The following is a 23,910-nucleotide window of genomic DNA, read 5'->3' as shown; positions in this document are numbered from 1 at the left end:
CATGCCCGATTCAGCCGCCAGGACGAACCAATCCGGATTCGTACGCGAACACGACCGCGTGCACCCGATCGCGCAGCCCGAGCTTGTTCAGCAACCGTCCGACGTGCGTCTTCACCGTCGTCTCGCCGATGAACAGCGTCCCGGCGATCTCGGTGTTCGACAGTCCTCGCGCGATCAGGCCCAGCACGTCCTTTTCGCGTTCGGTCAGCGTCTCCAGCTTCTGCTCGTCCAGCGGCGTCCGGTGCGCGCTGAGATAGCGGTCGAGCAGGCGTTTCGTGACCGACGGCGACACCATCGCGTCGCCGCGCAGCACGCCGCGGATCGCCACCAGCATCTCGTCCGACGGCGCGTCCTTGACCAGGAATCCGCTGGCGCCGGCGCGAAGCGCGGAGTAGGCGTACTCGTCGAGGTCGAACGTCGTGATCACCAGCACCGAGGTGTCCGGCAGTTCGGCGCAGATCTGCGCGGTGGCCGCGACGCCGTCGAGCACCGGCATCCGCACGTCCATCAGCACGAGGTCCGGCCGCCGCGCGCGGGCGAGTTCGACAGCTTCCGCGCCGTCGCCCGCTTCCGCGACCACCTCCAGGTCGGGCTGGCTGTCGACGATCATCCGCAGCCCGACGCGCACCAGCTCCTGGTCGTCGCAGATCAGCACGGACGTCATGCGGCGTCCGTCCGCAGCGTCGCCGACACGCGGTAGCCGCCGTCCGGCCGCGCGCCCGTTTCGAGTTTGCCGTGGTACATCGCGACGCGCTGGGCCATGCCGGTGAGCCCGCGTCCGGACCCGGGCAGTCCCGCCGCGACCGGTTGCCGCCCGCCGGAGTTGGTGACTTCGAGGCGGATTTCCGGACCGGCGAAGGTGACTCGGACCCGTCCGGTCGCGTCGGGCGGCGCGTGTTTGAGCATGTTGGTCAAGGCCTCCTGGACGATGCGGTACGCCTGAAGCGCGACACCGGCGGGCAGGTCGGCGATGTCGCCGTTGACTTCGAGGGTGATGTCGCGGCCGGACTGCGCGACTAGCGTGCGCAACTGGTCGAGCGTCGGCTGCGGAGCGCGCGCGGGTTCGCCAGCGTGCATTACCTCCAGCAGCCGCCGAAGCTCGGCTAACGCGGAACGACCGGTTTTGCTGATGGTGTCGAGCGTACGGTCGACAGCGTCCGGGTCGTGATGGCGCGCGAGCTTCGCTCCTTCGGCGTTCAGGACGATCACGCTCATGCTGTGTGCGAGTACGTCGTGAAGCTCGCGCGCGATCCTCGTACGCTCTTCGGCTATTGACGCGCGACTGCGCGCTTGTTCTTCGGAGGCCGCCAGCTCCGCTCGCAGTCGTTCTTCTTCGGCGAGTTGTTCCTTCGTCCGGAAGAACGCGCCGAGAGCCCAGGCCGCCAAGTACAGCGGCAGTGCGCCGAAGATGGTGAGCGTCGGGTTCAGAGTGTTGGTGCCCCAGGTAAATCCCCAGAAGGCATCCAGGCCCACGACAGCTACCGCGAAGCCGATGAACCATCTGTCACCGGCTTTGACGAGCGTGTACAGGACCACCGCCATCGCGAGGTCGCTGCGGCCACGGTCATACGCCCATATCTCGTTCGTATAGACGAGCGCTACTCCGATGAGGATCAGGAGCGCGACTGTGCGCGGGTAGCGGCGACGCAGCAACAGAGGCAGCAGAAAGAGCATCGAAACCATGCGCAGCAGCCAGGTTTGCTGATCCGCGATGTTGGGGCCGAAGGCGACGAAGACGGCGTACAGCGGCAAGTCCAGCAACCACCGCTGCTTGCGCCCCCACATGACCAGTCTCCGCACGAAACGAACGTAACGCGAGATCGTCGTCGCGCGCGTCGTTCCGGAGGATGGCCGTGGTCCTCCGAGCGAACGACTTTTCCCGCCGACCGAGCCGATCCGCGACGACCGAGCCGCTTCCTACCGTCGAAAACATGTCGATTACCAGGGAGTTCTTCCGGCACCCGATGCGTACTGGCGCGATCGCGGCCAGTTCGGCACGGCTGGCCGGAGTGATGACCGCGGGGTTGGGTCTCGAGAGCGCGCACAGCGTCGTGGAGTTGGGGCCGGGGACGGGAGTGTTCACTGAAGCACTGCTTCGCATGCTTCAGCGCGACGCGCACTTCACCGCGGTGGAAATCAACACCCACCTCGTACAGGAGCTACGCGCACGCTTTCCGTCGTTGCACGTTGCGGAAGGCTCTGCGGAACACGTCGCTGCGTACGTGACGATGCCGGTCGACGTGGTCGTCTCCGGTCTGCCGTGGACAGCTATGCATGCCGCGCCCCAGGCTGCGGTACTGAACTCCGTCTGCGAGGTGCTTTCCCCACAAGGCCGCTTCACCACCTTCGCGTACGCGCACACCGCTTGGACACCGCCAGCGCGTCGATTCGCACGGTTGCTGCGAAGCCGCTTCGCGGTCGTCGAACGCACCAGTGTGGTTTGGCGGAACCTGCCGCCGGCGTACGTGTACCGCGCGGCTTTGCCGGTGCGGTCGGGACTGGATCGCTATGGGCAGCCTGCTTCAGCCACTTCTTGACGCTCCCGCGCCGCTCGTCTACTTGATCTGCGCACTGGTGATCATGGCCGAGACGGCGCTGTTGCCCGGCATCGTGCTGCCGACGCTGTCCACCTTGCTGCTTATGGGTTTCCTAGTGCAGCGCGGGACTTTACAGCTGTGGCCAGCGCTCACGGTCTGCGTCGCGGCGGCGCTAGCGGGGGACCAGCTCGCGTACTGGGAGGGACGACTGTGGGGACCGAAGCTGCGTCAGTCGCGCGTGGGGCAGCGGATCGGCGAAGCGAAGTGGGACAAGGCCGAAGCGACTGTCGCGCGTTATGGCGTGCCAGCAGTCGTCCTAGGGCGGTGCCTCGCTGGCGTACGCACTCTCGTGCCGCGCGTCGCGGGTTCTGCCGGACTGTCGTACCGACGCTTCTTCGCCGGAAGCCTGTGCGCGGCGGTGCTGTGGGCGGGCGTGGAGCTGACGATGGGGCAGGTCACCGGCTGGGCCGCACCTTGAGCAGTTCCGCGGTCGAAGCGTCGGCGGGCAGGAAGGTTTCGAGGCTCAGCTCGGCGACCGTCACGTCTACGGCGGTGGCGAACTGCGTGATCGCGGTGAGCAGCCGCAGTTCGCCCGCCGAGCTGGACAGCTGCAGCGGCACCGCGAAGCCGAGGTGGTCGCCGGACGGTTCACCTGGCGTCCGCAGGTATCCGGTGAGTTCGTCCAGCAACGCCTGATGTCGCGGATCGGGCCCGTGTGCCAGACCGCGGCGAGGGCGTTCGAGCACGTGCTGCGCCCAATCGGCGAAGTTCCGGATCCGCGGAGCCATCCCGCGCGGATGCAACGCCAGCCGCAGCACATTGACCGGCGGTTCGAGCAGTTCCGCCGCGACGCCCTCAGTGAGCAGGCCGAAGCCGTCGTTCGCCGCGACGAGATCGCCGTAGCGATTCACGACCAGTGCCGGGTAGGGCTCGTGCCCGGCGAGCAGCGCGCGCAGCGACTCCAGCACCGGTGTCAGCGCGGGGTCGTCCAGCCGCGTTTCGGGGTAGACCGGCGCGAACCCGGCGGTCAGCAGCAAGGCGTTGCGCTCGCGCAGCGGCAGGCCGAGCGCCTCGGCGACGCGCACCACCATGCCGCGACCGGGCAGCGAGCGGCCGCGTTCCATGAAGCTGACGTGGCGTTGCGTCGTCCCGGCTTTCAACGCGAGGTCGAGCTGGCTGAGCCGGCGGCGGGAACGGGCGTCGCGCAAGGCGTCGGCGAACGAGGTGGGCACCTGCGCGATTCTGGCCGAGTTTTCTGCTGCCGGGCCATTCCCCGGAGGGAATTGCCGGGACGCCGGGCCGCGCTGGATCGTCGACGGCGTGGAATTCGGACTACTTCTTCCCGCCGGACAGGCGCAGCTCGAAACAGGCGGCACCCCGCGTGCCCTCGTCGCATTGGCCCGCGAAGCCGAACGGCTCGGATTCGCGTCGATCTGGGCCGGTGACTCGCTTTCCCGGCCGCGGATCGAACCGCTCACCCTGCTCACCGCGGTCGCGCAGGCGACCGAACACGTCACCGTCGGCACCGCCGTGCTGCTGCCCGCGCACCGAAACCCAGTGCAGACCGCGATGACGCTCGCCTCAGTCGACCTGATCTCCGAAGGACGGCTCGCAGTCGGCGTCGGCGCGGGCTTCCCGGGCTTCAGCGAGCGAGAGTTCGAGCTGGCCGGCGTCGATTTCCGGACGAGGTTCTCGCATCTGGACGACGTGGTCACGCTCTGGCGCGAACTGTGGACCGGGCAGCCGCGCTCGTTCCACGGCAAGGTGCTGCACTACGACTGGCTGCCGCCAGCGATCCGCCCCGCGCGCGTTGGCGGCCCGCCAATCTGGCTGGGCGGCGCGACGCCAGCCGCGCTCCGCCGCACCGCACTGCGTTACGACGGCTGGCTCCCGTACCCGCCGGACCCCGCGGATTACGCGTCCGGCCTCGCGACCATCCGCGCCGCCACTGCTCGCACGGTCACCCCGTCGTTGTTCCTGACCGTTTACGTCGATCCCGACCCGCGCCGCGGCCGTAGCGTTCTGGAGGACTACGCCCAGGCGACCTATCAGCGGTCGTTGGCGCAGATCAGCACCATCCAGGCGACGGTGACCGGCCCGGTCTCGGAGGTCGCGGCGACTGTGCGCCGATACGCCGAGGCCGGAGCCGAGCACGTGCTGTTGCGCGTCGGCTCCGTGGAACCCGGTGCGGTCGAGCGGCAGCTGCCCCTGTTGGCGGAGGTGATCGCCGGGGAGCGGAAACCTGTCGGTGCCGCGACGTAGGCTGGGACGGTGACCGACGCTGTACTGTCCGGACTCCTCCAAGCCATCCTTCCCGACCCGGCGCTGCGCGGCGTTGTCGAGCGCGCCGGCGCCCCGCTGCTCGAACTGCAAGGCGCTGTCGCCGTACGGCAGCTCGTGGCCGCCGCGCTGGCCGAAGACCCCGAGCGCGGCGGCGCGGGCCGCCCGGTGCTGGCCGTCACCGCCACCGGGCGCGAAGCCGACGAGCTGACCGCTTCGCTCAGCGCGCTGCTCGGGTCCGACCGCGTGGCCGACTTCCCGTCCTGGGAGACGCTGCCGCACGAGCGCCTTTCGCCGCGCGCGGACACCGTCGGGCGGCGGCTGGAAGTGCTGCACCGCCTGCACACCGGCGACGACGAGCTGCGGGTCGTGGTCTCGACCGTGCGCAGCCTCATCCAGCCGATGGCCCCCGGGCTCGGCTCGCTCGCGCCGATCGACCTGGTCGTCGGCGAGGAGCAGAGCTTCGAGGACCTGCTCGAACGGCTGGTCGAGCTGGCGTACACGCGCGTGGACATGGTCGAGAAACGCGGCGAGTTCGCGGTCCGCGGCGGCATCCTCGACCTGTTCGGGCCCACCGCGCAGCATCCGGTCCGCGTCGAGTTCTGGGGCGACGAGGTCAGCGAGATCCGCGCGTTCGCGGTGTCCGACCAGCGTTCGCTGCCCGGCGAGATCCAGCGGGTCACCGCGCCGCCGTGCCGCGAGCTGCTGCTCACGCCGGACGTCAAGACGCGCGCGGCCGAGCTGGCCACCACGTACGAGGCCGACGCGCACCTGGCCGAAATGCTCACCAAGCTGTCGGACGGCATCCCGGTCGAGGGCATGGAAGCGCTCATCCCGGTCCTCTGCGAGGGCGAGCTGGCCCTGCTCACCGACGCGATGCCGCAAGGCAGCCACGTGCTGCTGGCCGATCCGGAGAAGATCCGGGCCCGCGCGGCCGACCTCGTCCGCACCGGGCAGGAGTTCCTGGAAGCCTCCTGGACCACCGCCGCGGCGGGCGGGCAGGCCCCGATCGACCTCGGCGCGTCGGCGTACCGCGATCTGGCCGAGATCGCGTCGCACGCGCAGGACACCAAGCGCCCGTGGTGGACGCTCACCCAGCTGACCAGCGAAGACCCGGACGTCTACCGCGTCGCCATCGAGCCAGCGCCCGCCTACCGGGGCGAGCTGGAACGCGCGATGACCGACCTGCGCGCGCACCTCGCTTCCGGCGGCACCGGCGTGCTCGTCGTCGCCGGGCAGGGCACCGCCAGCCGCGCGGTCGAGCAGCTGATGGCGGCCGAGGTTCCGGCGAAGCACGTCGAGGTGCTCGCCGACGTGCCGTCGGCCGGGGTCGTCACGGTCACCTGCGGCGGGCTCGCGGAGGGCTTCATCTCGCCGGAGCGCGCGCTCGTCGTGCTGTCCGAGTCCGACCTGACCGGCCGCGGCGCCAATGCCGGATCGTCCACAAAGGACTTGAACACGAAGATGCCGTCGCGCCGCCGCGGCGCGGTCGACCCGCTGGCGCTCAAGGCGGGCGACTACGTGGTGCACGACCAGCACGGCATCGGCCGGTTCGTGGAAATGGTGCAGCGCACGGTCGCCGGCGCGACCCGCGAGTACCTGCTGCTGGAGTACGCGTCGTCCAAGCGCGGCCAGCCCGGCGACCGGCTGTTCGTGCCCACCGACCAGCTCGACGAGGTGTCCCGCTACGTCGGCGGCGAGCTGCCCACGCTCAACAAGCTCGGCGGCTCGGACTGGAAGAACACCAAGGCACGCGCCAAAAAAGCGGTCAAGGAGATCGCCGCCGAACTGGTGCAGCTCTACGCCGCCCGTCAAGCCGCGCCCGGCCACGCGTTCGGCCAGGACACGCCGTGGCAGTCCGAGCTGGAGGACGCTTTCCCGTTCACCGAGACCAACGACCAGCTCGCGGCCATCGACGAGGTCAAGTCGGACATGGAGCGCGGCGTCCCGATGGACCGCGTGATCTGCGGCGACGTCGGCTACGGCAAGACCGAGATCGCGGTGCGCGCGGCGTTCAAGGCGGTGCAGGACGGCAAGCAGGTGGCCGTGCTCGTGCCGACCACCCTGCTCGCGCAGCAGCACCTGAACACGTTCACCGAGCGCATGGCGTCGTTCCCGGTCACCATCAAGGGCCTTTCGCGGTTCACGCACAAGGCCGAATCGGACCGGACCCTCGAACAGCTCGCCGACGGCGAGGTCGACATCGTCATCGGCACGCACCGGCTGCTGCAGACCGGCATCCGCTACAAGGACCTCGGCCTCGTGATCGTGGACGAGGAACAGCGGTTCGGCGTGGAGCACAAGGAACACATCAAGGCGCTGCGCACGCACGTCGACGTGCTCACCATGTCGGCGACGCCGATCCCGCGCACGCTGGAGATGTCGCTGGCGGGCATCCGCGAGATGTCGACCATCCTCACCCCGCCGGAAGACCGGCATCCGATCCTGACTTATGTCGGCGCGTACGACGACAAGCAGGTCGGCGCCGCGGTCCGGCGCGAGCTGCTGCGCGACGGCCAGGTCTTCTACGTGCACAACCGGGTGTCGTCGATCGAGAAGGCGGCGAAACGGATCCGCGAGATGGTGCCGGAGGCGCGCGTCGTCACCGCGCACGGGCAGATGAACGAGGACAAGCTCGAAAAGATCATCCAGGGCTTCTGGGAAAATGAGTACGACGTCCTCGTCTGCACCACGATCGTCGAGACCGGCCTGGACATCTCCAACGCCAACACGCTGATCGTGGAACGCGGCGACATGCTCGGCCTCGCCCAGCTGCACCAGCTGCGCGGCCGGGTCGGACGTGGCCGCGAGCGCGGGTACGCGTACTTCCTGTATCCGCCGGAAGCGCCGCTCACCGAGACCGCGCACGACCGGCTCGCCACCATCGCGCAGAACACCGAACTCGGCGCGGGCATGGCGGTCGCGATGAAGGACCTGGAAATCCGCGGTGCCGGCAACATCCTCGGCGCGGAACAATCCGGGCACATCGCGGGCGTCGGGTTCGACCTGTACGTCCGGCTGGTCGGCGAAGCGGTCGAGGCGTTCCGGCGGCACGCGGGCGCGGAGCCGGCGGAGGACGAGGAACTGGCCGATGTCCGCGTCGACCTGCCGGTGGACGCGCACATCCCGCACGACTACGTCCCCGGCGAACGGCTCCGGCTGGAGGCGTACCGCAAGATCGCGGCGGCCCCGGACACCGCGGCACTCGACGCGGTGCGCGAGGAACTGGTCGACCGCTACGGCCAGCCGCCCGCCCCGGTCACCCGGCTGCTCGCGGTCGCGGCGTTCCGGCACGCTTGCCGCGCTGCCGGTGTCACTGAGGTCGCGGTGCAGGGCAACACGATCCGGTTCGCGCCGCTGCCGTTGATGGACTCGCAGCTGGTGCGGCTGAAACGCTTGTACCCCAAGGCGTCGTACAAGGCGATCACCAACACGGTGTCGGTGCCGAAACCGACCGAAGGCCCGGCGGGCGGCCGGATGGGCGCGCCGGTGCTGCGGGATCAGGAACTGCTCGACTGGTGCACGAAGCTGTTGTCCCAGCTGACGAAAACCCCGGCGGCGGTGTGAGTGCTAGTGCGTGACTAGCTCGGTGAACGCCCTCGCGGCGGCCCCGGCGGTGCGCCCCGCCGGGGTGGCCAGGGCGATGGGCCAGTCCAGGTCGGCGTCGGCGATCGGCAGTGCGACGAGGTCGTCGTCGGCTGGAAGGATCGCGCGGGGCAGCAGCGCCACGCCAAGCCGCTGCCGGACGAAATCGGTGCCCGCGGCGAGGTCGGTGATCTCGATGGCGAGCTGCCGTCGTACCCCGGCGGCGGCGAATGCGCGATCGGTCACCGCGCGATTTCCGTAGCCGGGCGGGAAATCAATGAACGGTTCGTCGGCGAGGTCCGCCAGCGTCAGGTCGTTTCGGTGCGCGAGCGGGTGCTCGCGGGGAACGACGAGATCCAGCGGTGTGCTGGTCACCGTACGCAGACGCACGGTTGCCGGTGGGTGCCCGGGAATCGAGACGAAGGCGAGATCGAGCCGTCCTTCGGCGATCGCCGCGATCAGCCCGGGCGATCCGCCTTCGGACGACGCGGTCGCGAGGTGCACCGACACGCGAGGGTGCTCCCGGTGGAATTCGCCCAGCAGCGCGGGCAAATCGATCAACCCGAGCGAACTCATGGTCCCGATGCGCAGCGTGCCGCGCAGGCCGCCCCGGACCGCGTGCACAGTGTCGCGAGCATCGCGGGCGGCATCGAGCGCGGCGCGTGCTTTCGGCAGTAGCGCGAGACCGGCGTCAGTGAGGCTGACGCGCCTGGTCGTACGCAGCAGCAACGGCGCGTCCAGCTCTCGTTCCAGGGACGCGATGGTCGCCGACACCGTGGCCTGCACGAGGTGCAGCCGGGTGGCGGCGCGAGTGAAGCTGGCTTCCTCCGCGACCGCGACGAAGCACTCAAGCTGCCGCAACTCCATGCCGGATTCATAGCACTGCTCGATCAATGTGACCAGTAATCTTTGTTGGACTCGATCAGTCGGCGCGGGAAAGGTGGTCCCCAGAACCGAATCCCCTGCGGAGGTACCCCTTGACGATCTTGATCACCGGCGCTCGCGGCGGTATCGGTGCGAGCCTGCTGCGCCGGCTGACCGACGTTCGAGCGGCCAGCCGCGCCCCGCAGCAGCTCGGTTTCCCGGCCGTCGAGCTGGATCTCGCCAAGCCGGCGACGTTCGCTCCCGCGCTGGCCGGGATCACCGCCGTGTTCCTCTACGCCGAGCCGACCGGCATCGAGGAACTGCTGGACGCCGCGGTTTCGGCCGGAGTACAGCGGATTGTCCTGCTGTCCTCGGACTCGGTGACCTCGCCCGATGCCGAGCACAATGCTTTGGCCCGCCACCACTTTCTGGTCGAACAGGCCCTCCTGGCCACACCGCTGACCTCGACCGTGCTGCGACCCGGCGGGTTCGCCACGATGACGCTGGGGTGGGCCGAATCCGTCCGCGCCGGTCAGCCGGTCGGCCAGGCGTACCCGGACGCCCGGCTCGACGTCATCCACCCCGAGGACATCGCCGACGTCGCCGAACTGGCGCTGTCCACCGACGCGTTGAACGGCGAGACGATCAGCCTGGGCGGGCCGGAGGTGCTCAGTTTCCGGGACCAGGCAAAGATCTTGGCGGAGGTGCTCGGCAAGGAAATCGAACTGCGCGAGCCGACCCGGCGTGAAGCGGTCCAGCAGTTGCCCGCGCCGTTGGCCGAGGCGATCTTGGACTATTGGGCGCAATTGCCTGGCGAGTCCGACCGGAGCGTCGAACGGATCACCGGTCGTCCTGGCCGCACTTTCCGCCAGTGGGCGATGGAGAACGTCGCCGCGTTCCGGTGATCGCTTTCATCTCGCCGCGAAGACCTCGAACCCCGGCGGTTGCGCGGTGGCCAGCCGCAACGACACTTCCTCCTGCGGCGTCGGCAGCGCACCGCAGCCGGACATCGGCAACGGCCGGGGACGCCGCGGCACCCGGGCTCCCGAACCCCCGCCGCGACCCGGGTACACGAGCAGCCCGCGCTCCGGATCCGGCACCGCGTCGAGAGCGGCGGTCACCGCGGGCAGGAGCCGGAAGCGACCCCGTTTCTCCTCCGAGGAAAACTCGATCTCCAGCGTGACGCCCCAGCGGTGGACGTGCCACGTCCATTGCTCGGCGCCGTTGGTCAGCGCGGCCTCGGTCAGCCGGTCGCCGTGAGCGCGTTGCCACGCGCTCGCCGCGAAGGCCCCGTCGAGGACTTCGATCGACAACCAAGAGTCCATATGTCGACAATAGCCCGCTGAATGCCTCGATGGTGTTGTGTTTCGAGGCCATGTGAGAGGGTAGGGCCTGTGATGCGGATCATGGGGCGCCGTCGTGCGCTGGGCGCCGTTCTCGCCGGAACTCTCCTCCTCGCCGGATGCGGTACCGGCCCTAGTCAGGTGGGCACCGCCGCGGTCGTCGACGGTCAGGTCACCACCATCGACCAGGTTCAGGCGCTGCTCGACCGCGCCGTGCAGGAGCAGCCGTACGCCCGGCAGCTCGCCGGGCGGCACCAGCTCGACCTCGTCGGGCGCGAGATCGTCCGGCAGTCGCTGCTGCACGAGGTCGTCGTGAAGGCCGCGCAGAAGGAAGGCATCTCGGTCGACGAGAACACCGTCAGCGAGGCCATGCAACAAGATCCGCTCGCGTCGCCGGTGCCCGAGTCCGTCACGCAAGATCAGTCCGCGGCTGTCACCCAGCTCGTCTGGCTGCTGCGCGATCACCGCGAGGCCGTGACCGACCAGTACTTGCAGCAGAGGATCGCGCTGAAGTACCTGCCGACGCTGTCGGTGAACTTCGACTACACCAGCATCGGCGCGCCGACCTCGGAGAGCCAGGCCCCGTCGATCGACCCGAAGGCCGCGCGCAGCCAGGCCATCGCCAAGGCCGAGGAGTACGCGGCCAACCCGGGCGCGATCCAGGCCGACATCCGCGGCGGCGCGCAGGGCAACGTCGGCCAGCAAGCTCCCGCGCTCTCGTCGCCGCAGGACGCCGCGACCGTGCTGTTCGGCGTTCCCGCGAACACCGCCATCGCGTTCCAGCCGAACCCGGCGAGCGCGCCGACCTGGTGGGTCACCGCCGTGGTGCGGAAGCGGACGACGGACGCGAAGGTCGCCACCGACCAGGTCCAGCAGCCGACCGCGGCCCAGCTGGGTGCGATCGGCGTGCGGATGCTCCAGCCGTATGTTGGCAACGTGGACTTCAAAATCAACCCGCGCTACGGCGTGTGGGACCCGGTCGGCATGAACCTCGCCCCCAGCGCGGCCGAGGTCACGGGCGTGGCCGTGCCGTTGCGCGGCGGTGCTCCGGCGCAGCAGTGACCGGCACCGTAGTCCTGGTCCGGGGAGCGACCCTCCCTGCGGCCGCCTTGCCACTTCTGCGCACCGCTGCCGTGTACGCCGCGACCGACGTCGACGCCGCGCAGCTCGGTGTCCCGCCGGTAGGCCAGTCCTTCGCGGACATCGTGCTGCTCGCCGCTTCCCCCGCCGAACCGACCGCGGCCGCGATGCTCGCTGACGGCGCGCAGCTGATCGAAACGCCCGTGCCGCCGCTGGTCGAAGCGGTCGAGGTCATGGACCGCCTGCGCTCCCCGGGCGGCTGCCCATGGGACGCCCGGCAGACGCACGAATCCCTGCGGCAGTACCTGGTCGAGGAAGCGTACGAACTGCTGGAAGCCATCGAGGACAACGACCGCGCGGCGTTGCGCGAGGAACTAGGCGACGTCCTGCTGCAGGTCCTGTTTCACGCCCGCGTAGCCGCCGAACACGGCCGAGCCCCCTTCACCATCGACGACGTGGCCAGCGACCTGGTGGACAAACTGGTAAGCCGCCACCCCAACGTCTTCGCCGACGCGGCCCGCATTGCCACGGCCGAACACCAGGAGCTGAAGTGGGAAGAGCTGAAGCAGGCCGAGAAGCAGCGTAAGTCCATTGTGGACGGTGTCGCGCTGGGGCAGCCCGCCGTCGCGCTGGCGGGGAAACTGGGCCAGCGCAGTGGTCGAGCCGGGATTCCGCTGGACCTGTTCCCGCAGGACTCCTCCGCCCCCGCCCAACTGTTCCGGACCGCGGCAACCGCGCGCCGGGGCGGATTGGACCCGGAGGGCGAACTGCGTGCGGTTGCGAAACAGTTCGCACTGGACGTCCGCGCGGCGGAGACGGCGGCCCGGAAGGCCGGGGTGGAACCGGCGACGTTGGAGGCTGAGGGCTGGCGGAAGTTCTGGCCCTCGGCTTGAGCTGGGTTGTCGTGATGCTGGGGTTTCTGTGACGACCGGGGCTGAGAGCTGGCGGGAATTCCGGCCTTCCGCCTGAGCCGGTTTTGGTGGGTTGCATGGATGCCCGTGACGTTCGGGGCTGAGAGCTGGCGGAAGTTCTGACCTCTCGCCCGAGCCGGTTTGGTGGGTGCATAGGTGTCTGCGACGCCCGGGCAGAGAGTTCAGGCGGAATTTCTGCCCCTCCGCCTGAGTCTCTCTGGTGTACTGCCGGGGTTTCCGCTGCCTGCGCAGGGTCTTTGGCCCGCCCTGCAGGACTCTCGTTCGCCGCTTGCCTTCGTGGGCCAGGTGCGCTCGTTGCCCGTCGTCCGCGAGTGCGATTGGGCGGGGCCACTGCGCTTCAGCGGGTTGGCTGGGTTCTCGTGAGTGTCTATGCCGGTTCTAACCGGCATAGACACTCACGAGTCCCGGCCGGGCACTGCCAGCTCCTCGGCCGTTCAGCCCGGTGCCCTAGCCGCCTGCATTCCTTGCGCCGATGCTTGTCCGCTCTCGGGGCCATCCGCGCTTCCCGCTCCAGCCGCACCGCCGCCTGAGCCTCCGCTCGCCAGCTCTGTTCGCCGTGGTCGCGCGCCCATGCGCCACCTCGCCTTCCCGCTCTCAGCCGGACCGGCCGCCCTCACCCGAAAGACGGAGCCCCCTCCCGTCCACCCACGCCTCCGCCTGCTCCCGGGCACGATTGCCTCGCCAAGCGAAGCACCTCAACATCAACTGTGACCTAGATCACTCATTTTCGAGAACCGGAAGCGCGGAGGTGGCGTCTTGCCGGGTGTGAAGCACAAGCCACCCAGGGAGCCGGACGAGGAACACCTCCTCCGGCGCATTGCTCGCGGTGACCTTGCGGCGTTCGAAGAGCTTTACCGCCGCACGTCGCCGTGGCTCGCGATTCGCCTGCGGCACCGCTGTTCCGACGACCAGATCGTCTCGGAGGTGATGCAGGAGACCTACCTCGCCGTGTGGCGTGCCGCGGGTTCGTTCGCGGGCGTCGTCGCCGGCGGCTCTGCCGTGGGCTGGGTCTGGACGATCGCGGTGCGCCGGCTCATCGACGCGTTCCGGCGGCGTGCGCACCACGCGAATCCGCCTCCCGCGGCGCAGGAGGCGCTGTCCGCACCGGCCGCCGAAGAGGAGGCGCTGGCCGGCACGGTCGGCGATTCGGTGGGGGACGCCCTGCGCAGTCTCGCGCCGGAACTGCGCGCGGTCCTGCAGGCCATGGTGCTCGACGGATTGTCGGTCCGCGAGACCGCGATCCTGCTGGGCCTGCCAGAAGGAACGGTCAAAACCCGGGCCCGCCGCGCCCGGATCGCGATGCGGGAGGCGCTGTCGTGAAACCAGGACTGGCCGAAGGAGGTCAAGCCATGAACCACGTATCCGACCGGATGCTCGCCGGCTACGTCGCCGGTCGCGAACTGCCGGGGGACGAGGCATGGGCGTTCGAAGGGCACCTGGAGAAGTGCGCGCAATGCCGGGCGCGGCTCGCCGGCGCGTCCACCGCCGAGGTGTCCGGTCTGCTCGACGTCGTCTGGGCCGGGCTGGAGCCGGACCTCGCCCGCGCGCCGCAGCCGATGCCGCGCCGGGTCGCGGGATGGCTGCGTTGCTGGGCGACCCCGGTCATGGTCCCGTGGCTGCTGATGGTCCTCATAGTCGGCGCGCTGTCGGTCTACCTCGACCGGTCGCTCCCCGACGGGCTGTCGTTCGTGCAGTTGCTTTCCCCCGTGCTGCCGGTCTTCGGGGTGGCGGCGGCGTGGTCAGGCGGGCTGGACCCGTCGTACGAACTCACCGCGGCCACCCCGCGCGCCGGGCTGGAGCTGATCCTGCGGCGGACTACCGCGGTCGTGGTGCCAGTGCTGGCGGTGTTGCTCGTCGCAGGCTGGCTGATCGGCGCGCGGATGGGGTTCGGGCTGCTGCCGAGCCTCGCGTTCACCACGGGGACGCTCGCGCTCGGCACGTTCATCGGCGTCGCCTGGGCGGCGTCGATCCTGATCGGGCTGTGGCTCGGTGCGCTGGTGGTGCCGAGCGTCGCGTTCGGGGGCTCAGCACTGCTGGAGGCCGCCACCTGGCCGGGCTGGCTCGCGGCCGCTGTCGTCGCGGCTGTCTTCGTAGTGCTTCGCCGGAACACTTTCACGCAGCTTGCTGCGCATCACTGACGGAAACGAGAGGGGACACCGATGCGGGCTGTGGAAGCCGCCGAGGTCGCTCCGGCGACCTACGCCTGGGAAATCCAGGCACAGGGACTGAAAGTGCGGGTCGGCCGCAAGCGCATGGCGGTCGACGGCCTCGACCTCGCGCTCGGCACGGGGGTGCACGGCCTGCTCGGGCCGAACGGCGCGGGCAAAACCACGTTGATCCGCACGTTGGCCACGGTCCTGCGGCCGACCGAAGGCAAGCTGGCGCTGCTCGGAGAGCCGATCGGGGGGCGTTTCGACCAGCGCACCCTGCGCCGCCGGATCGGCTATCTGCCGCAGAACTTCGGGTACTACAAGCGGTTCACCGTCCGCGAGTTCGTCGAATACCTGGCGTGGCTCAAGGAAATGCCGAAACAGGAGGTGCCGGGCGCGGTGCAGCGCGCGATCGAACGGGTCGGTCTCGCCGAGCGTGCCGAGGACAAAATGAAGACCTTGTCCGGCGGCATGGTCCGCCGCGTCGGCATCGCACAGGCGATAGTGAACGACCCAGTGCTCCTGCTGCTCGACGAACCCACCGCCGGGCTCGATCCCGCACAACGCCTGCGGTTCCGGGAGCTGCTGCAGGAGATCGGCCGGGACGCGTGCGTCGTCGTCTCTACTCACCTGGTCGAAGACGTCGCCGCAGCGTGCTCGGACGTCGTCCTGTTCGCCGCCGGGAAGCTGGTTTTCCAAGGCACGCCTGCGGATCTGGCCGCGGCGGGCAGCGAGGCGGACGTCGGCGACAGTCCGATCGAGCGCGGTTATTCGGCGCTGCTCGGCCACGCGCAGGGGAAGGGAGCCTGGTGATGAGCGCGTTCCGGACCGAACTCCGGCGCACCGTCGCCCCGTGGGTGCCCGTCGTGTTCCTGGCGGTAGGCCTGGGGTTGCTGCTGTTGTCCCCTGGGCCGTGGAGCCACGGCTCCGCGGCCTGGGACGCCACCTGGCTGACCGCGGTCCGGTGGTCCCGCTATCTGCTGGTGCTGTTGTGGCCGATCATCGTCGGGGCCGCGGCGATCCAGGGCATGCGGGACGCCCGCGCCGGCGTCAGCGAACTGTTCCAATCCACGCCACGACCCGCCGGACAGCGGGCCAGGACGCTCGCGTCCGCGGTCGGGCTCGCCGCGGTGGTCGGCTACCTGGTGCTTGTCGCCGCCGGGGTCGGGCAGGTCGTGGCTGACGGCGGGATGTTCACCGCGGCGTGGATGACGCAACTGCTGCTCGGCGTGCTGTCCGTGGTCGCCGGGGTGGCGCTGGGACTGGGGCTCGGGCGGCTGCTGCCGTATCCGATCACCGCGCCGGCGGTCGCGGTCGTCGCACTGGTCGGCGGACTGGTGCTGCAGGCGTCGGGCGAGACCGACCGGGTGCCGAATCCGGCCGCGTTGCTCGGAATCGGGCAGTTGGTGCCGCGAGGTCCGTTCGACGTGCCAGCGCCAGGGGTGCAGATCGGGCAGCTGTGCTGGCTGCTGGGGCTCTCCGCGGCTGGCTTCCTGTTGCTGCTCGCCAGTTCGGCGCGGATCAAGGCGCTCGCGTTGCTCCCGGTGGCGGCAGGGCTGGCAGTGGCCTTGCCGTTGTTCCCGGCCGCTGCGGAGAACAACTACATCGTCGACAAGGCGGCCGCCGCCCTCGTGTGCGACGGCCCGGTGTGCGTCACGCGGCTGCACGAGGATTGGCTGTCCACTGTGGCCGGCCCCGGCAAGGAAGCCATGCGGCTGCTGGAGAAACTGCCGCAACGTCCGGGCCGGGTCGAGGAATCGACGGTGTCGTTCGGCAACACCAAAGTGAGTCCTCGAGATCCGTCCCGGCTCCTGATGCAGCGGGACTCCTATGCGATGTACGACAAAAGCGGCCACAGCCTCACCGTGACGCTGCTGAGCGGTGCGGGGACGCTGCCCTGTCATGCCTCGTCCTACACAGGTGAGAAGAACGACCGTGAGGATGCCGCGCGCTGGGTAATGGCGCAGTGGCTGGTCGGTTCGTACGCGCCGCCGCGTTCGTATACCGAGCCTCCGCTGCAGACCCGGACGGACCCGGCGTGGTCCGCGCTGAAGGCCGTGCCGGCGGCGGAACAGACCGCCCGGGTCGCCGCGGCGCGGCAACTGGAACTGACCTGCACCGGTGACCCGCTGAAGGTTCTCATGGAAGGTGCGCGCTGATGCGATGGATAGCGCTGTACGCGCGTTCGCGCCACCTCGCAGTGTCGTTGGCGGCATTGTTGCTCTGTGCCGTCGTTCTTCCGCCGCTCCTGGGCAGCAACTGGACGACGCTCTTCGCGACAGTCACCCTCGGTGCCGCAGTCGCGGTAGCAGGCGTGGGCCTCAGCGGACAGGATCTCGACCTGGACCGCACGGCCTCCTTCCGCTGGCCGCCCCGGCGTCTGACGCACCTCCTGCTGATCGGTGCGGTGGCAGGCGGCGTAATGGTTGCGGCACAAGGCCTTGTCGATCTCCCGATGGGCGCGAGCTGGATCCTTCGCAACGCGGCCGGGCTCCTCGGCCTGACCGGGTTGGCAGCCACGCTGTTCGGCGGCCAGTTCGGCTGGACGCTGCCGATGGGCTGGGCGATGACGGCGGCATTCGTCCCGGAAGGCGTCGGCAAGGTCTACGACGTCGTGGCCTGGCCGATGGCGACAGCAGACGCCGCGGCGGCGTGGTGGACGGCCGGGTTGCTGTTCGTGGCGGGATCGGCGGCCTACACGGTGGCGGGTGCTCGTCGTTGAGAGTCAGCGGACCGGTGAAGCCAGGCGCAGCCCCGTCCCTCCCCCGGGCAGGGGCGGGACTGCGGACTGGCGCGTCTTCACACGTTCCGGTTGTTCGGCTTCACCTCGAGCGGTTCGCGGTCGGGGTCGTCGATGCCCATGCTAATGATGCGCTGCGGGTGGATGCGGATGACGGCGCCGTCGAGGTGGCCGTCCGGTGCGAAGGCGTCCGGCACGGCTTCCGCCCGGCCCCGGATCTCCAGGCAGCGGATGCGCATCGGCGTCGTCGAGGGCTGGTCGTCGATCACGATGGCGACCTGCCCGTTGGCCTCGACGTTGCGGTACTTCCGGCTCTTCGTCAGGTTGTACCCGGTCACGTCGATCGTCTGTGTTTCCGGATTCCAGGAGAACGCGACCGGGCTGACCTGCAGGGTTCCGTTCGGCTGCTGGGTGGCGACCCGGGCGAGGGGCTGGCCGGCCAGGTAGCTGAGTTCTGCGTCGGTGAACATGCACCTACCGTGCAAGTTCAAGTTTGCTTGAAGTCAAGCGCACGCGGGGGAGCACGTGCTCGGCGAACCGGCGCATCTCCGCTTCGAAGGGCTGAAATTGCAGCATAAACGTCTCGATTCCCAGGTCCGCCCACTCGCGGATCCGCTGCGCCACGGTGTCGTAACTGCCCACCAGACCGGCCGCGGTGCCGCCGTTCGTGCCTATGTGCGGGTACTTCGCGAACGTCTGAAACATCACCGCCTTCGGATCGGCGTCCGCGACCAGCGCCTCCCAGCGCGCCTTGCCCGCCTCGGCCAGTTCCCACAACGCCGCCAGCTCCGCTTCCGCCTCGGCGTCGGTTTCGCGAGCCACCACGAAGGCGGACAGTCCAAATCGGACTGGCGGGCCGACGCGCGGGCGGGCAGCGACGTCCGCGATCAGCCGGGAGACGTTCTCCCGAGGCTGCCCGTTGATGAACCACACGTCGGCCTTGTCCGCCACCAGCGCCCGCGCCGGGTCCGACTCGCCGCCGACGTACACGGCCGGCGCCGAACCAGCAGGACGCAGCTGGTATCCGTCGACCTGGAAATGCTTGCCCTCGAACGAAACCCGCTCGCCGGACAGCAACCCGCGCACGACGCTGATCCATTCGCGGCCGTACTCGTACCGCGCGTCGTGCTCGGCGAACGGAATGCCGGCTCGCGCCAATTCCGGCTTGTACCAGGCGTTCACCAGATTCAGCCCGAACCGGCCGCCGCTGATCTCCTGGATCTGCAGCGCCTGCTTCGCCAGTACCACCGGATGCACGAGATACGGCTTGATCGCCGCGACGATCTCGATCCGCTCGGTGAGCGCGGCGAGCGCCGCTGCGGACGTCCAGGTCTCCAGCTGGTCCAGTTCGTCGCCGAACGGGTTCACCACGTGCTGCGCGATGAGCGTCGAATCGAAGCCGAGCCGGTCGGCCTCGACGATCAGCCGCCGGTTGCGTTCCCAGCTCGCGTCCACCGGATCGTCCGGATGATCGAACGGGCCCCACGACCCGTAGACGACCGCCCACACCCCGAACCGCGGCTGTGCCACAGCGACCACGACCGAACTCCTCACCTCGCGCGGATGAACGCGGTCACCGTCGCTTGCCCGGAAGGCACCGGCAACCGGTCTCACGCAGTGGCGAGCCGGGGAGGTTTGTACTGGTCAGGCGAAGAGCCCGGCACCCCAGTCGCTGGTCGGGGTGAGGCCCGGCGGGATCGCGAAGTGCGCGGAACCGGTGTGCTGCAGGTACTCCATCATCGCGTCCTTGGACGAGAGCACCTGCTGCATCGGGACGTACTGCGTGCGCGTATCCCGGTTGAACGCCAGGAAGAACAGGCCCGCCTCAAGGTGCCCGACGCCGTCGGAGCCGTCGACGAAGTTGTAGCCGCGGCGCAGGATCTGCACGCCGTTGCGGGTCTGGCGCGAGGCCAGCCGGACGTGCGCGTCCTCGGCGATCAGCGGTGTCCCGCCCGCGCCGCCGACCTGAAGATCGACCTGGTCGAACTCGCCGGTCTGCCCGAGCGGCGCCCCGGTTCCCTTGGAACGCCCGACAATCTTCTCCTGCCCGGCGAGCGTCTCGCGGTCCCAGGTCTCGATGTGCATCCGGATCCGGCGCGCCACCAGGTACGTGCCGCCGGCCATCCACGCCTGACCGTCGCCGGCCTGCGCCCACACCTGGTCGCGGAGCACGTCGGTGTCCTCGGCCTTGACGTTGTTGGTGCCGTCTTTGAAACCGAACAGGTTGCGCGGCGTCTGCTGCGAGCGCGACGTCGACGAGCTGCGGCCGAACCCGAGCTGCGACCAGCGCACCTCGGTGACGCCGAAGCCCAGCCGCACCAGGTTGCGGACCGCGTGCACCGCCACCTGCGGATCGTTCGCGCAGGCCTGGATGCACAGGTCGCCGCCGCTGCGGGCCGGGTCGAGCTTGTCCTTCGGGAACACGGGCAGATCGATCAGCTGCGGCGGACGCTTCGAGGCAAGGCCGAACCGGTCGTCGAAGAGCGAGGGGCCGAAGCCGATCGTCAGCGTCAGGTCGGAGGCGGGCAGGTCGAGCGCCTCGCCGGTGTCGTCCGGCGGGGCCTGCGCGGACCCGCCGAGCGCGCCGTTCGGACCGACCTCCTGGCCCGCCGTCATCCGCCGTGCCGCGGCCGTCCAGGTGCGCAGCAGCTCGCGGAGCTTCTTGGCGTCCTTCGTCGTCACGTCGAGGGCGGCGAAGTGCAGGTTCGGCTGCGCCGGGGTGACGATCCCGGCCTGGTGCTCGCCGTGGAAGTCGACCGTGGACGTCGCGGCCGCGGCAGGGGGGTCGCCGCCGAGCCGGTCGAAGCCGACGCCGGCTGCCGCGCCCGCGCCGGCCAGCGCGACACCCGCGCCGGCCAGCCCGAACAGCTTCCGGCGGGAGACCTGGGTTCCCTCTTCGGTCCCGGCTTGAGATGTCACCGCGCCACGACCTCCGCGACCTTGCTCAGCGGCTCGCTGAGCGCGTCGACCGCCGAGGCGAACGCCTTGATCTGGTCCTGGGAGAGTTCGTTGTAGTACTTGAAACCGTCTCCGGCGCGAGTCTTGTCCAGCAGCCCCTGCACGTTCGCGAACTCCTTGTCCAAAGTGGACACCAGGGTCGCGTCGCGCTCCTGCAGGATCGGCCGCAGCGCGGCGATCGCACCCTTGGAACCGTCCAGGTTGGCCTGGAAGTCCCACAGGTCGGTGTGCGAGAAGGTCTCCTCCTCGCCGGTGATCTTCTTCGTCGCGACCTCGTCGAGCAGGCCCTTCGCGCCGTTGGCCAGGTCCAGGACGCTCAGCTGCAGTGTCTTGGTCTTGGCGACGAGCGCCTTCACGTCGGTGAGCAGCTTGTCCGCGATCTGCGGGCTGTCCGGCTTCAGGCCGGTGGTCCACAGGTCCTTCTCCAGCCGGTGGAAGCCGGTGAACTGCTGGCCCGGCTCGACGTCGGCCTCGCGGGCGTCGATCGACGGGTCGAGGTCGCCGAACTTCTCCGCGACCGGCTCGATCCGCTCGTAGAACACGCGAGTGCGCGCGTACTCGGCCTTCGCCTCCTCGACCTTGCCCGCCTTGACCGCGGCGACGAACTTCGCGGTTTCGGTCTCCAGCGCCGAACTGTTGTTCTCGACGTAGGTCGCGTAGCTCTTGGTGGCAGCGGTCTTCTGCGCGCTGGCGTTGCTCTGGCCCTGCGCGCCGCCGGTGACGGTGAAGTCGCCGCGGATGCCGTTGCCCGCCATGCCCGGCTTGCACGCGGTCTGGTACTTGCCCGCGTCCGGGACCTCGACGATGAGCCGCCGGTTCAGCCCCGGCGCGATGTTCTCGACCTCGCCCATGATCCGGTCGCCCTCGGCGTAGAGGTAGAACTCGGTGACCTTGCTGCCCTTATTGGCGATCTCGAAGGTCAGGTTGCCCGCGGCCGCGGTCGTCGCCGAAACCGAGCAGGCGGTGTCGGACGCCTCGACCTTGATCGGCCCGCCCGCGGCCGCGCCGGACGGACCGGACGCGGAGTTCGTGCTGTCGCAGGCGGTCAGCGCGACGAGCGCGCCGAGGCCGGTCAGCACAGCCGTCGAGGTTTTGCGGAACTGGGGCACGGTCACTCCTTGGCGGCGGCCGGGGCGGCGGGCGCCGCTTCGGTCTTGTTCTTGCGGGCGGGCTTGAGGAACAGCGGCAGCACGATCGCCACGTAGACGACCCACGCGATCGCTTGCAGCACAGTGGTTTGCTGCGAATAGTTGAAGATCCCCTTGAGCAGCGCGCCGTACCAGGAGGTTTCCGGCAGCGTGCTCGACGCGTCGAAGGCGAGCGTGGTCAGTCCGGGAATGAACCCGGCCTCCTGCAGGTCGTGCAGGCCGTAGCCGAGGACACCGGCGGCGACGAACACCAGCAGCACGCCGGTGATCGTGAAGAACTTCGCCAGGTTGAACCGCACCGCGCCGCGGTAGAGCAGGTAGGCGAGCACGATCGCGGCGGCGATCCCGATCACGAACCCGATCAGCGGCTGCAGGGTGTCGGACTGCGCGGTCTGCACGGCCGAGTAGAAGAAGACGGCGGTTTCGAGCCCTTCGCGGCCCACCGCGAGGAACGACAGCAGCAGCACCGCCGCCGGACCGACCTTGAGCGCGTCCTCCATCTTGCCGCGCAGTTCCGCCGCGATGTGCCGGGAAGCCTTGCGCATCCAGAAGATCATCGCGGTGACGAAGACGACCGCGACGATGGAAAGAGTGCCGCCGAGCAGTTCCTGATGCTCGAAACTCAGCTGCGCGGTGCTGTAGGTGAGGATCGCGCCGACGCCGACCGACAGCAGCACCGCCGCGCCGACCCCGGGCCACACGAACCGCAGCGCGTGCCGTCGTTCGGTCTTGACCAGGAAGGCGACCAGGATGCTCACCACAAGCGCGGCTTCGAGGCCTTCGCGCAGCCCGATGAGCGCGCTCGAAAACACCACTGTTCAGTCCTCCTTCGACTACCTGACCTGATGTTTTTAGGTAAGGCTTGCCTGTAAGTCCAGAGGGAGTTTCGCTGAACGGGCCCGGCAAAACGGGCAAAACGACGTTCTGTGGATAGTTAGGTTAGGGTAACCGCAGGTCAGAGCGTCGCCGAAGGATCACGTAACGAATTGTGTGACCTGGGCGGCTCCGGCCGTGAGTTAACCATCCGCTTGCCATTCGCCCAGTCCAGCGTCCCTCGGCCGGGTTCATCAGTAACCTGTCCGGGTGGCCGATACCACTCAGCCGACCATCGCCCCGTCTCCGGCGGGCCCGCCGGAGACGGGGCGATGGTCGGCTGAGTGGTATCGGCCACCCGGACAGGTTACTGATGAACCCGGCCGAGGGACGCTGGACTGGGCGAATGGCAAGCGGATGGTTAACTCACGGCCGGAGCCGCCCAGGTCACACAATTCGTTACGTGATCCTTCGGCGACGCTCTGACCTGCGGTTACCCTAACCTAACTATCCACAGAACGTCGTTTTGCCCGTTTTGCCGGGCCCGTTCAGCGAAACTCCCTCTGGACTTACAGGCAAGCCTTACCTAAAAACATCAGGTCAGGTAGTCGAAGGAGGACTGAACAGTGGTGTTTTCGAGCGCGCTCATCGGGCTGCGCGAAGGCCTCGAAGCCGCGCTTGTGGTGAGCATCCTGGTCGCCTTCCTGGTCAAGACCGAACGACGGCACGCGCTGCGGTTCGTGTGGCCCGGGGTCGGCGCGGCGGTGCTGCTGTCGGTCGGCGTCGGCGCGATCCTCACCTACAGCACCGCGCAGCTGAGTTTCGAGCATCAGGAACTGCTCGGCGGCACTCTTTCCATCGTCGCGGTCGTCTTCGTCACCGCGATGATCTTCTGGATGCGCAAGGCTTCCCGGCACATCGCGGCGGAACTGCGCGGCAAGATGGAGGACGCGCTCAAGGTCGGTCCGGCGGCGGTGCTGCTGCTGTCGTTCCTCGCGGTGGGCCGCGAAGGGCTCGAAACCGCCGTCTTCTTCTACTCGGCCGTGCAGACCGCGCAGTCCGACACCCTGCAGCCGCTGATCGGGTTCGTGATCGGGATCGCCGCCGCGATCGTGCTCGCCTACCTGCTCTACCGCGGCGCGGTGCGGTTCAACCTGGCGAAGTTCTTCACGATCACCGGCGTGCTGCTGGTGTTCGTCGCCGCCGGTGTCCTCGGCTACGGCCTGCACGACCTGCAGGAGGCCGGGTTCATTCCCGGACTGACCACGCTCGCCTTCGACGCGTCGAGCACGCTGCCGGAAACCTCCTGGTACGGCGCGCTGCTCAAGGGGATCTTCAACTATTCGCAGCAAACCACTGTGCTGCAAGCGATCGCGTGGGTCGTCTACGTGGCGATCGTGCTGCCGCTGTTCCTCAAGCCCGCCCGCAAGAACAAGACCGAAGCGGCGCCCGCCGCCCCGGCCGCCGCCAAGGAGTGACC

General features: G+C 69.2%; 23 protein-coding genes. 13 read left to right on the top strand and 10 right to left on the bottom strand.

The window, feature by feature from the left end; translation table 11 throughout:
- Nucleotides 1-10: 10 nt before the first annotated feature.
- Nucleotides 11-664 carry a response regulator gene (locus D0D37_RS09485; protein WP_037820214.1) on the bottom strand — a complete coding sequence of 218 codons (654 nt, stop codon included), beginning with the start codon at nt 662-664 and terminating at the stop codon, nt 11-13.
- Complete coding sequence (locus tag D0D37_RS09480; RefSeq protein ID WP_116200133.1) at nt 661-1,785, bottom strand: sensor histidine kinase; 1,125 nt, start codon at nt 1,783-1,785, stop codon at nt 661-663. Before D0D37_RS09480 ends, D0D37_RS09485 begins: the two co-directional genes overlap by 4 nt.
- A gap of 146 nt (nt 1,786-1,931) precedes the next feature.
- Here D0D37_RS09480 and D0D37_RS09475 point away from each other — a divergent pair, with 146 nt between their 5' ends.
- Together D0D37_RS09475 and D0D37_RS09470 are read left to right on the top strand one after the other, a co-directional pair.
- The gene (locus tag D0D37_RS09475) at nt 1,932-2,537 is read left to right on the top strand and encodes a class I SAM-dependent methyltransferase (protein ID WP_116200154.1); all 606 of its coding nucleotides are present in this window, start codon (nt 1,932-1,934) and stop codon (nt 2,535-2,537) included.
- Nucleotides 2,509-3,015 carry a DedA family protein gene (locus D0D37_RS09470; protein WP_116200134.1) on the top strand — a complete coding sequence of 169 codons (507 nt, stop codon included), beginning with the start codon at nt 2,509-2,511 and terminating at the stop codon, nt 3,013-3,015. The genes D0D37_RS09475 and D0D37_RS09470 overlap by 29 nt, the downstream gene beginning before the upstream one ends.
- Here the strand turns inward: D0D37_RS09470 and D0D37_RS09465 are convergent.
- A complete protein-coding gene (locus tag D0D37_RS09465; RefSeq protein ID WP_116200135.1) occupies nt 2,993-3,769 on the bottom strand; it encodes a helix-turn-helix transcriptional regulator in 777 nt (258 codons plus the stop codon). The two genes, D0D37_RS09470 and D0D37_RS09465, sit on opposite strands and share 23 nt — an antisense overlap.
- A gap of 88 nt (nt 3,770-3,857) precedes the next feature.
- Between D0D37_RS09465 and D0D37_RS09460 the strand changes: the two genes are divergently transcribed.
- Together D0D37_RS09460 and mfd are read left to right on the top strand one after the other, a co-directional pair.
- Nucleotides 3,858-4,799, top strand: a complete 942-nt coding sequence (locus tag D0D37_RS09460; RefSeq protein ID WP_116200150.1) for an LLM class flavin-dependent oxidoreductase — start codon at nt 3,858-3,860, stop codon at nt 4,797-4,799.
- 24 nt (nt 4,800-4,823) lie between these two features.
- Nucleotides 4,824-8,384 (top strand): transcription-repair coupling factor, encoded by a 3,561-nt coding sequence (gene mfd, locus D0D37_RS09455; protein WP_116200155.1) that lies wholly within the window; start codon nt 4,824-4,826, stop codon nt 8,382-8,384.
- Between the two features lie 3 nt (nt 8,385-8,387).
- Here mfd and D0D37_RS09450 read toward each other — a convergent pair whose 3' ends face one another.
- Nucleotides 8,388-9,269, bottom strand: a complete 882-nt coding sequence (locus D0D37_RS09450) for a LysR family transcriptional regulator (protein WP_116200136.1) — start codon at nt 9,267-9,269, stop codon at nt 8,388-8,390.
- A gap of 110 nt (nt 9,270-9,379) precedes the next feature.
- On the opposite strand from D0D37_RS09450, the gene D0D37_RS09445 reads away from it, so the two are divergent.
- Complete coding sequence (locus tag D0D37_RS09445) at nt 9,380-10,171, top strand: NAD(P)H-binding protein (RefSeq protein WP_116200137.1); 792 nt, start codon at nt 9,380-9,382, stop codon at nt 10,169-10,171.
- A gap of 6 nt (nt 10,172-10,177) precedes the next feature.
- Here the strand turns inward: D0D37_RS09445 and D0D37_RS09440 are convergent, their stop codons facing one another.
- Entirely contained in the window at nt 10,178-10,591 is a 414-nt protein-coding gene (locus tag D0D37_RS09440) for a hypothetical protein (protein ID WP_116200138.1), read from the bottom strand.
- Between the two features lie 81 nt (nt 10,592-10,672).
- On the opposite strand from D0D37_RS09440, the gene D0D37_RS09435 reads away from it, so the two are divergent.
- From D0D37_RS09435 to D0D37_RS09405, 7 genes are all read left to right on the top strand, one after another.
- Nucleotides 10,673-11,671, top strand: coding sequence for a SurA N-terminal domain-containing protein (locus tag D0D37_RS09435; RefSeq protein WP_341867977.1), 999 nt, complete (start codon nt 10,673-10,675; stop codon nt 11,669-11,671).
- Nucleotides 11,668-12,582, top strand: coding sequence for a nucleoside triphosphate pyrophosphohydrolase (locus D0D37_RS09430; protein WP_116200140.1), 915 nt, complete (start codon nt 11,668-11,670; stop codon nt 12,580-12,582). Before D0D37_RS09435 ends, D0D37_RS09430 begins: the two co-directional genes overlap by 4 nt.
- A gap of 804 nt (nt 12,583-13,386) precedes the next feature.
- Nucleotides 13,387-13,941: an RNA polymerase sigma factor gene (locus tag D0D37_RS09425; RefSeq protein WP_116200141.1), complete on the top strand. Its 555-nt coding sequence runs from the start codon at nt 13,387-13,389 to the stop codon at nt 13,939-13,941.
- A 29-nt stretch (nt 13,942-13,970) separates the two neighbouring features.
- Nucleotides 13,971-14,759 (top strand): zf-HC2 domain-containing protein, encoded by a 789-nt coding sequence (locus tag D0D37_RS09420; RefSeq protein ID WP_116200142.1) that lies wholly within the window; start codon nt 13,971-13,973, stop codon nt 14,757-14,759.
- A gap of 21 nt (nt 14,760-14,780) precedes the next feature.
- Nucleotides 14,781-15,584, top strand: coding sequence for an ABC transporter ATP-binding protein (locus D0D37_RS09415; protein WP_116200143.1), 804 nt, complete (start codon nt 14,781-14,783; stop codon nt 15,582-15,584).
- Entirely contained in the window at nt 15,584-16,930 is a 1,347-nt protein-coding gene (locus D0D37_RS09410) for a hypothetical protein (RefSeq protein ID WP_116200144.1), read from the top strand. The genes D0D37_RS09415 and D0D37_RS09410 overlap by 1 nt, the downstream gene beginning before the upstream one ends.
- Entirely contained in the window at nt 16,930-17,493 is a 564-nt protein-coding gene (locus D0D37_RS09405) for a hypothetical protein (RefSeq protein ID WP_116200145.1), read from the top strand. Before D0D37_RS09410 ends, D0D37_RS09405 begins: the two co-directional genes overlap by 1 nt.
- Before the next feature lie 77 nt (nt 17,494-17,570).
- Here D0D37_RS09405 and D0D37_RS09400 read toward each other — a convergent pair whose 3' ends face one another.
- The 5 genes from D0D37_RS09400 to efeU (D0D37_RS09380) form a co-directional block, all read right to left on the bottom strand.
- Nucleotides 17,571-17,981 (bottom strand): PPOX class F420-dependent oxidoreductase, encoded by a 411-nt coding sequence (locus tag D0D37_RS09400; protein ID WP_116200146.1) that lies wholly within the window; start codon nt 17,979-17,981, stop codon nt 17,571-17,573.
- A gap of 4 nt (nt 17,982-17,985) precedes the next feature.
- Entirely contained in the window at nt 17,986-19,050 is a 1,065-nt protein-coding gene (locus D0D37_RS09395; RefSeq protein ID WP_244223449.1) for an LLM class flavin-dependent oxidoreductase, read from the bottom strand.
- A gap of 105 nt (nt 19,051-19,155) precedes the next feature.
- On the bottom strand, nt 19,156-20,430 hold the full coding sequence (gene efeB, locus D0D37_RS09390; protein ID WP_116200147.1) for an iron uptake transporter deferrochelatase/peroxidase subunit: 1,275 nt from the start codon (nt 20,428-20,430) through the stop codon (nt 19,156-19,158).
- Nucleotides 20,427-21,578, bottom strand: coding sequence for an iron uptake system protein EfeO (gene efeO / locus D0D37_RS09385; protein WP_162834134.1), 1,152 nt, complete (start codon nt 21,576-21,578; stop codon nt 20,427-20,429). The genes efeB and efeO overlap by 4 nt, the downstream gene beginning before the upstream one ends.
- A 2-nt stretch (nt 21,579-21,580) precedes the next feature.
- On the bottom strand, nt 21,581-22,432 hold the full coding sequence (gene efeU, locus D0D37_RS09380; protein ID WP_116200149.1) for an iron uptake transporter permease EfeU: 852 nt from the start codon (nt 22,430-22,432) through the stop codon (nt 21,581-21,583).
- 624 nt (nt 22,433-23,056) lie between these two features.
- Here efeU (D0D37_RS09380) and efeU (D0D37_RS09375) point away from each other — a divergent pair.
- Complete coding sequence (gene efeU, locus D0D37_RS09375) at nt 23,057-23,908, top strand: iron uptake transporter permease EfeU (RefSeq protein WP_116200149.1); 852 nt, start codon at nt 23,057-23,059, stop codon at nt 23,906-23,908.
- Nucleotides 23,909-23,910: the final 2 nt, after the last annotated feature.

The organism is Amycolatopsis circi (assembly GCF_003385235.1).
Classification (GTDB): domain Bacteria; phylum Actinomycetota; class Actinomycetes; order Mycobacteriales; family Pseudonocardiaceae; genus Amycolatopsis; species Amycolatopsis circi.
Note: the sequence above shows the minus strand (reverse complement) of the source record. Positions and strands in the feature narration are given on the sequence as shown.

Bases quoted from the DNA above. Each gene is read 5' to 3' on its own strand.
- D0D37_RS09450 (WP_116200136.1), bottom strand. From the start codon at position 9,269: ATGGAGTTGCGGCAGCTTGAGTGCTTCGTCGCGGTCGCGGAGGAAGCC.
- D0D37_RS09435 (WP_341867977.1), top strand. From the start codon at position 10,673: ATGGGGCGCCGTCGTGCGCTGGGCGCCGTTCTCGCCGGAACTCTCCTC.
- D0D37_RS09415 (WP_116200143.1), top strand. From the start codon at position 14,781: ATGCGGGCTGTGGAAGCCGCCGAGGTCGCTCCGGCGACCTACGCCTGG.
- D0D37_RS09440 (WP_116200138.1), bottom strand. From the start codon at position 10,591: ATGGACTCTTGGTTGTCGATCGAAGTCCTCGACGGGGCCTTCGCGGCG.
- D0D37_RS09405 (WP_116200145.1), top strand. From the start codon at position 16,930: ATGCGATGGATAGCGCTGTACGCGCGTTCGCGCCACCTCGCAGTGTCG.
- D0D37_RS09420 (WP_116200142.1), top strand. From the start codon at position 13,971: ATGAACCACGTATCCGACCGGATGCTCGCCGGCTACGTCGCCGGTCGC.
- D0D37_RS09400 (WP_116200146.1), bottom strand. From the start codon at position 17,981: ATGTTCACCGACGCAGAACTCAGCTACCTGGCCGGCCAGCCCCTCGCC.
- D0D37_RS09410 (WP_116200144.1), top strand. From the start codon at position 15,584: ATGAGCGCGTTCCGGACCGAACTCCGGCGCACCGTCGCCCCGTGGGTG.
- D0D37_RS09470 (WP_116200134.1), top strand. From the start codon at position 2,509: ATGGGCAGCCTGCTTCAGCCACTTCTTGACGCTCCCGCGCCGCTCGTC.
- D0D37_RS09485 (WP_037820214.1), bottom strand. From the start codon at position 664: ATGACGTCCGTGCTGATCTGCGACGACCAGGAGCTGGTGCGCGTCGGG.
- D0D37_RS09475 (WP_116200154.1), top strand. From the start codon at position 1,932: ATGTCGATTACCAGGGAGTTCTTCCGGCACCCGATGCGTACTGGCGCG.
- D0D37_RS09480 (WP_116200133.1), bottom strand. From the start codon at position 1,785: ATGTGGGGGCGCAAGCAGCGGTGGTTGCTGGACTTGCCGCTGTACGCC.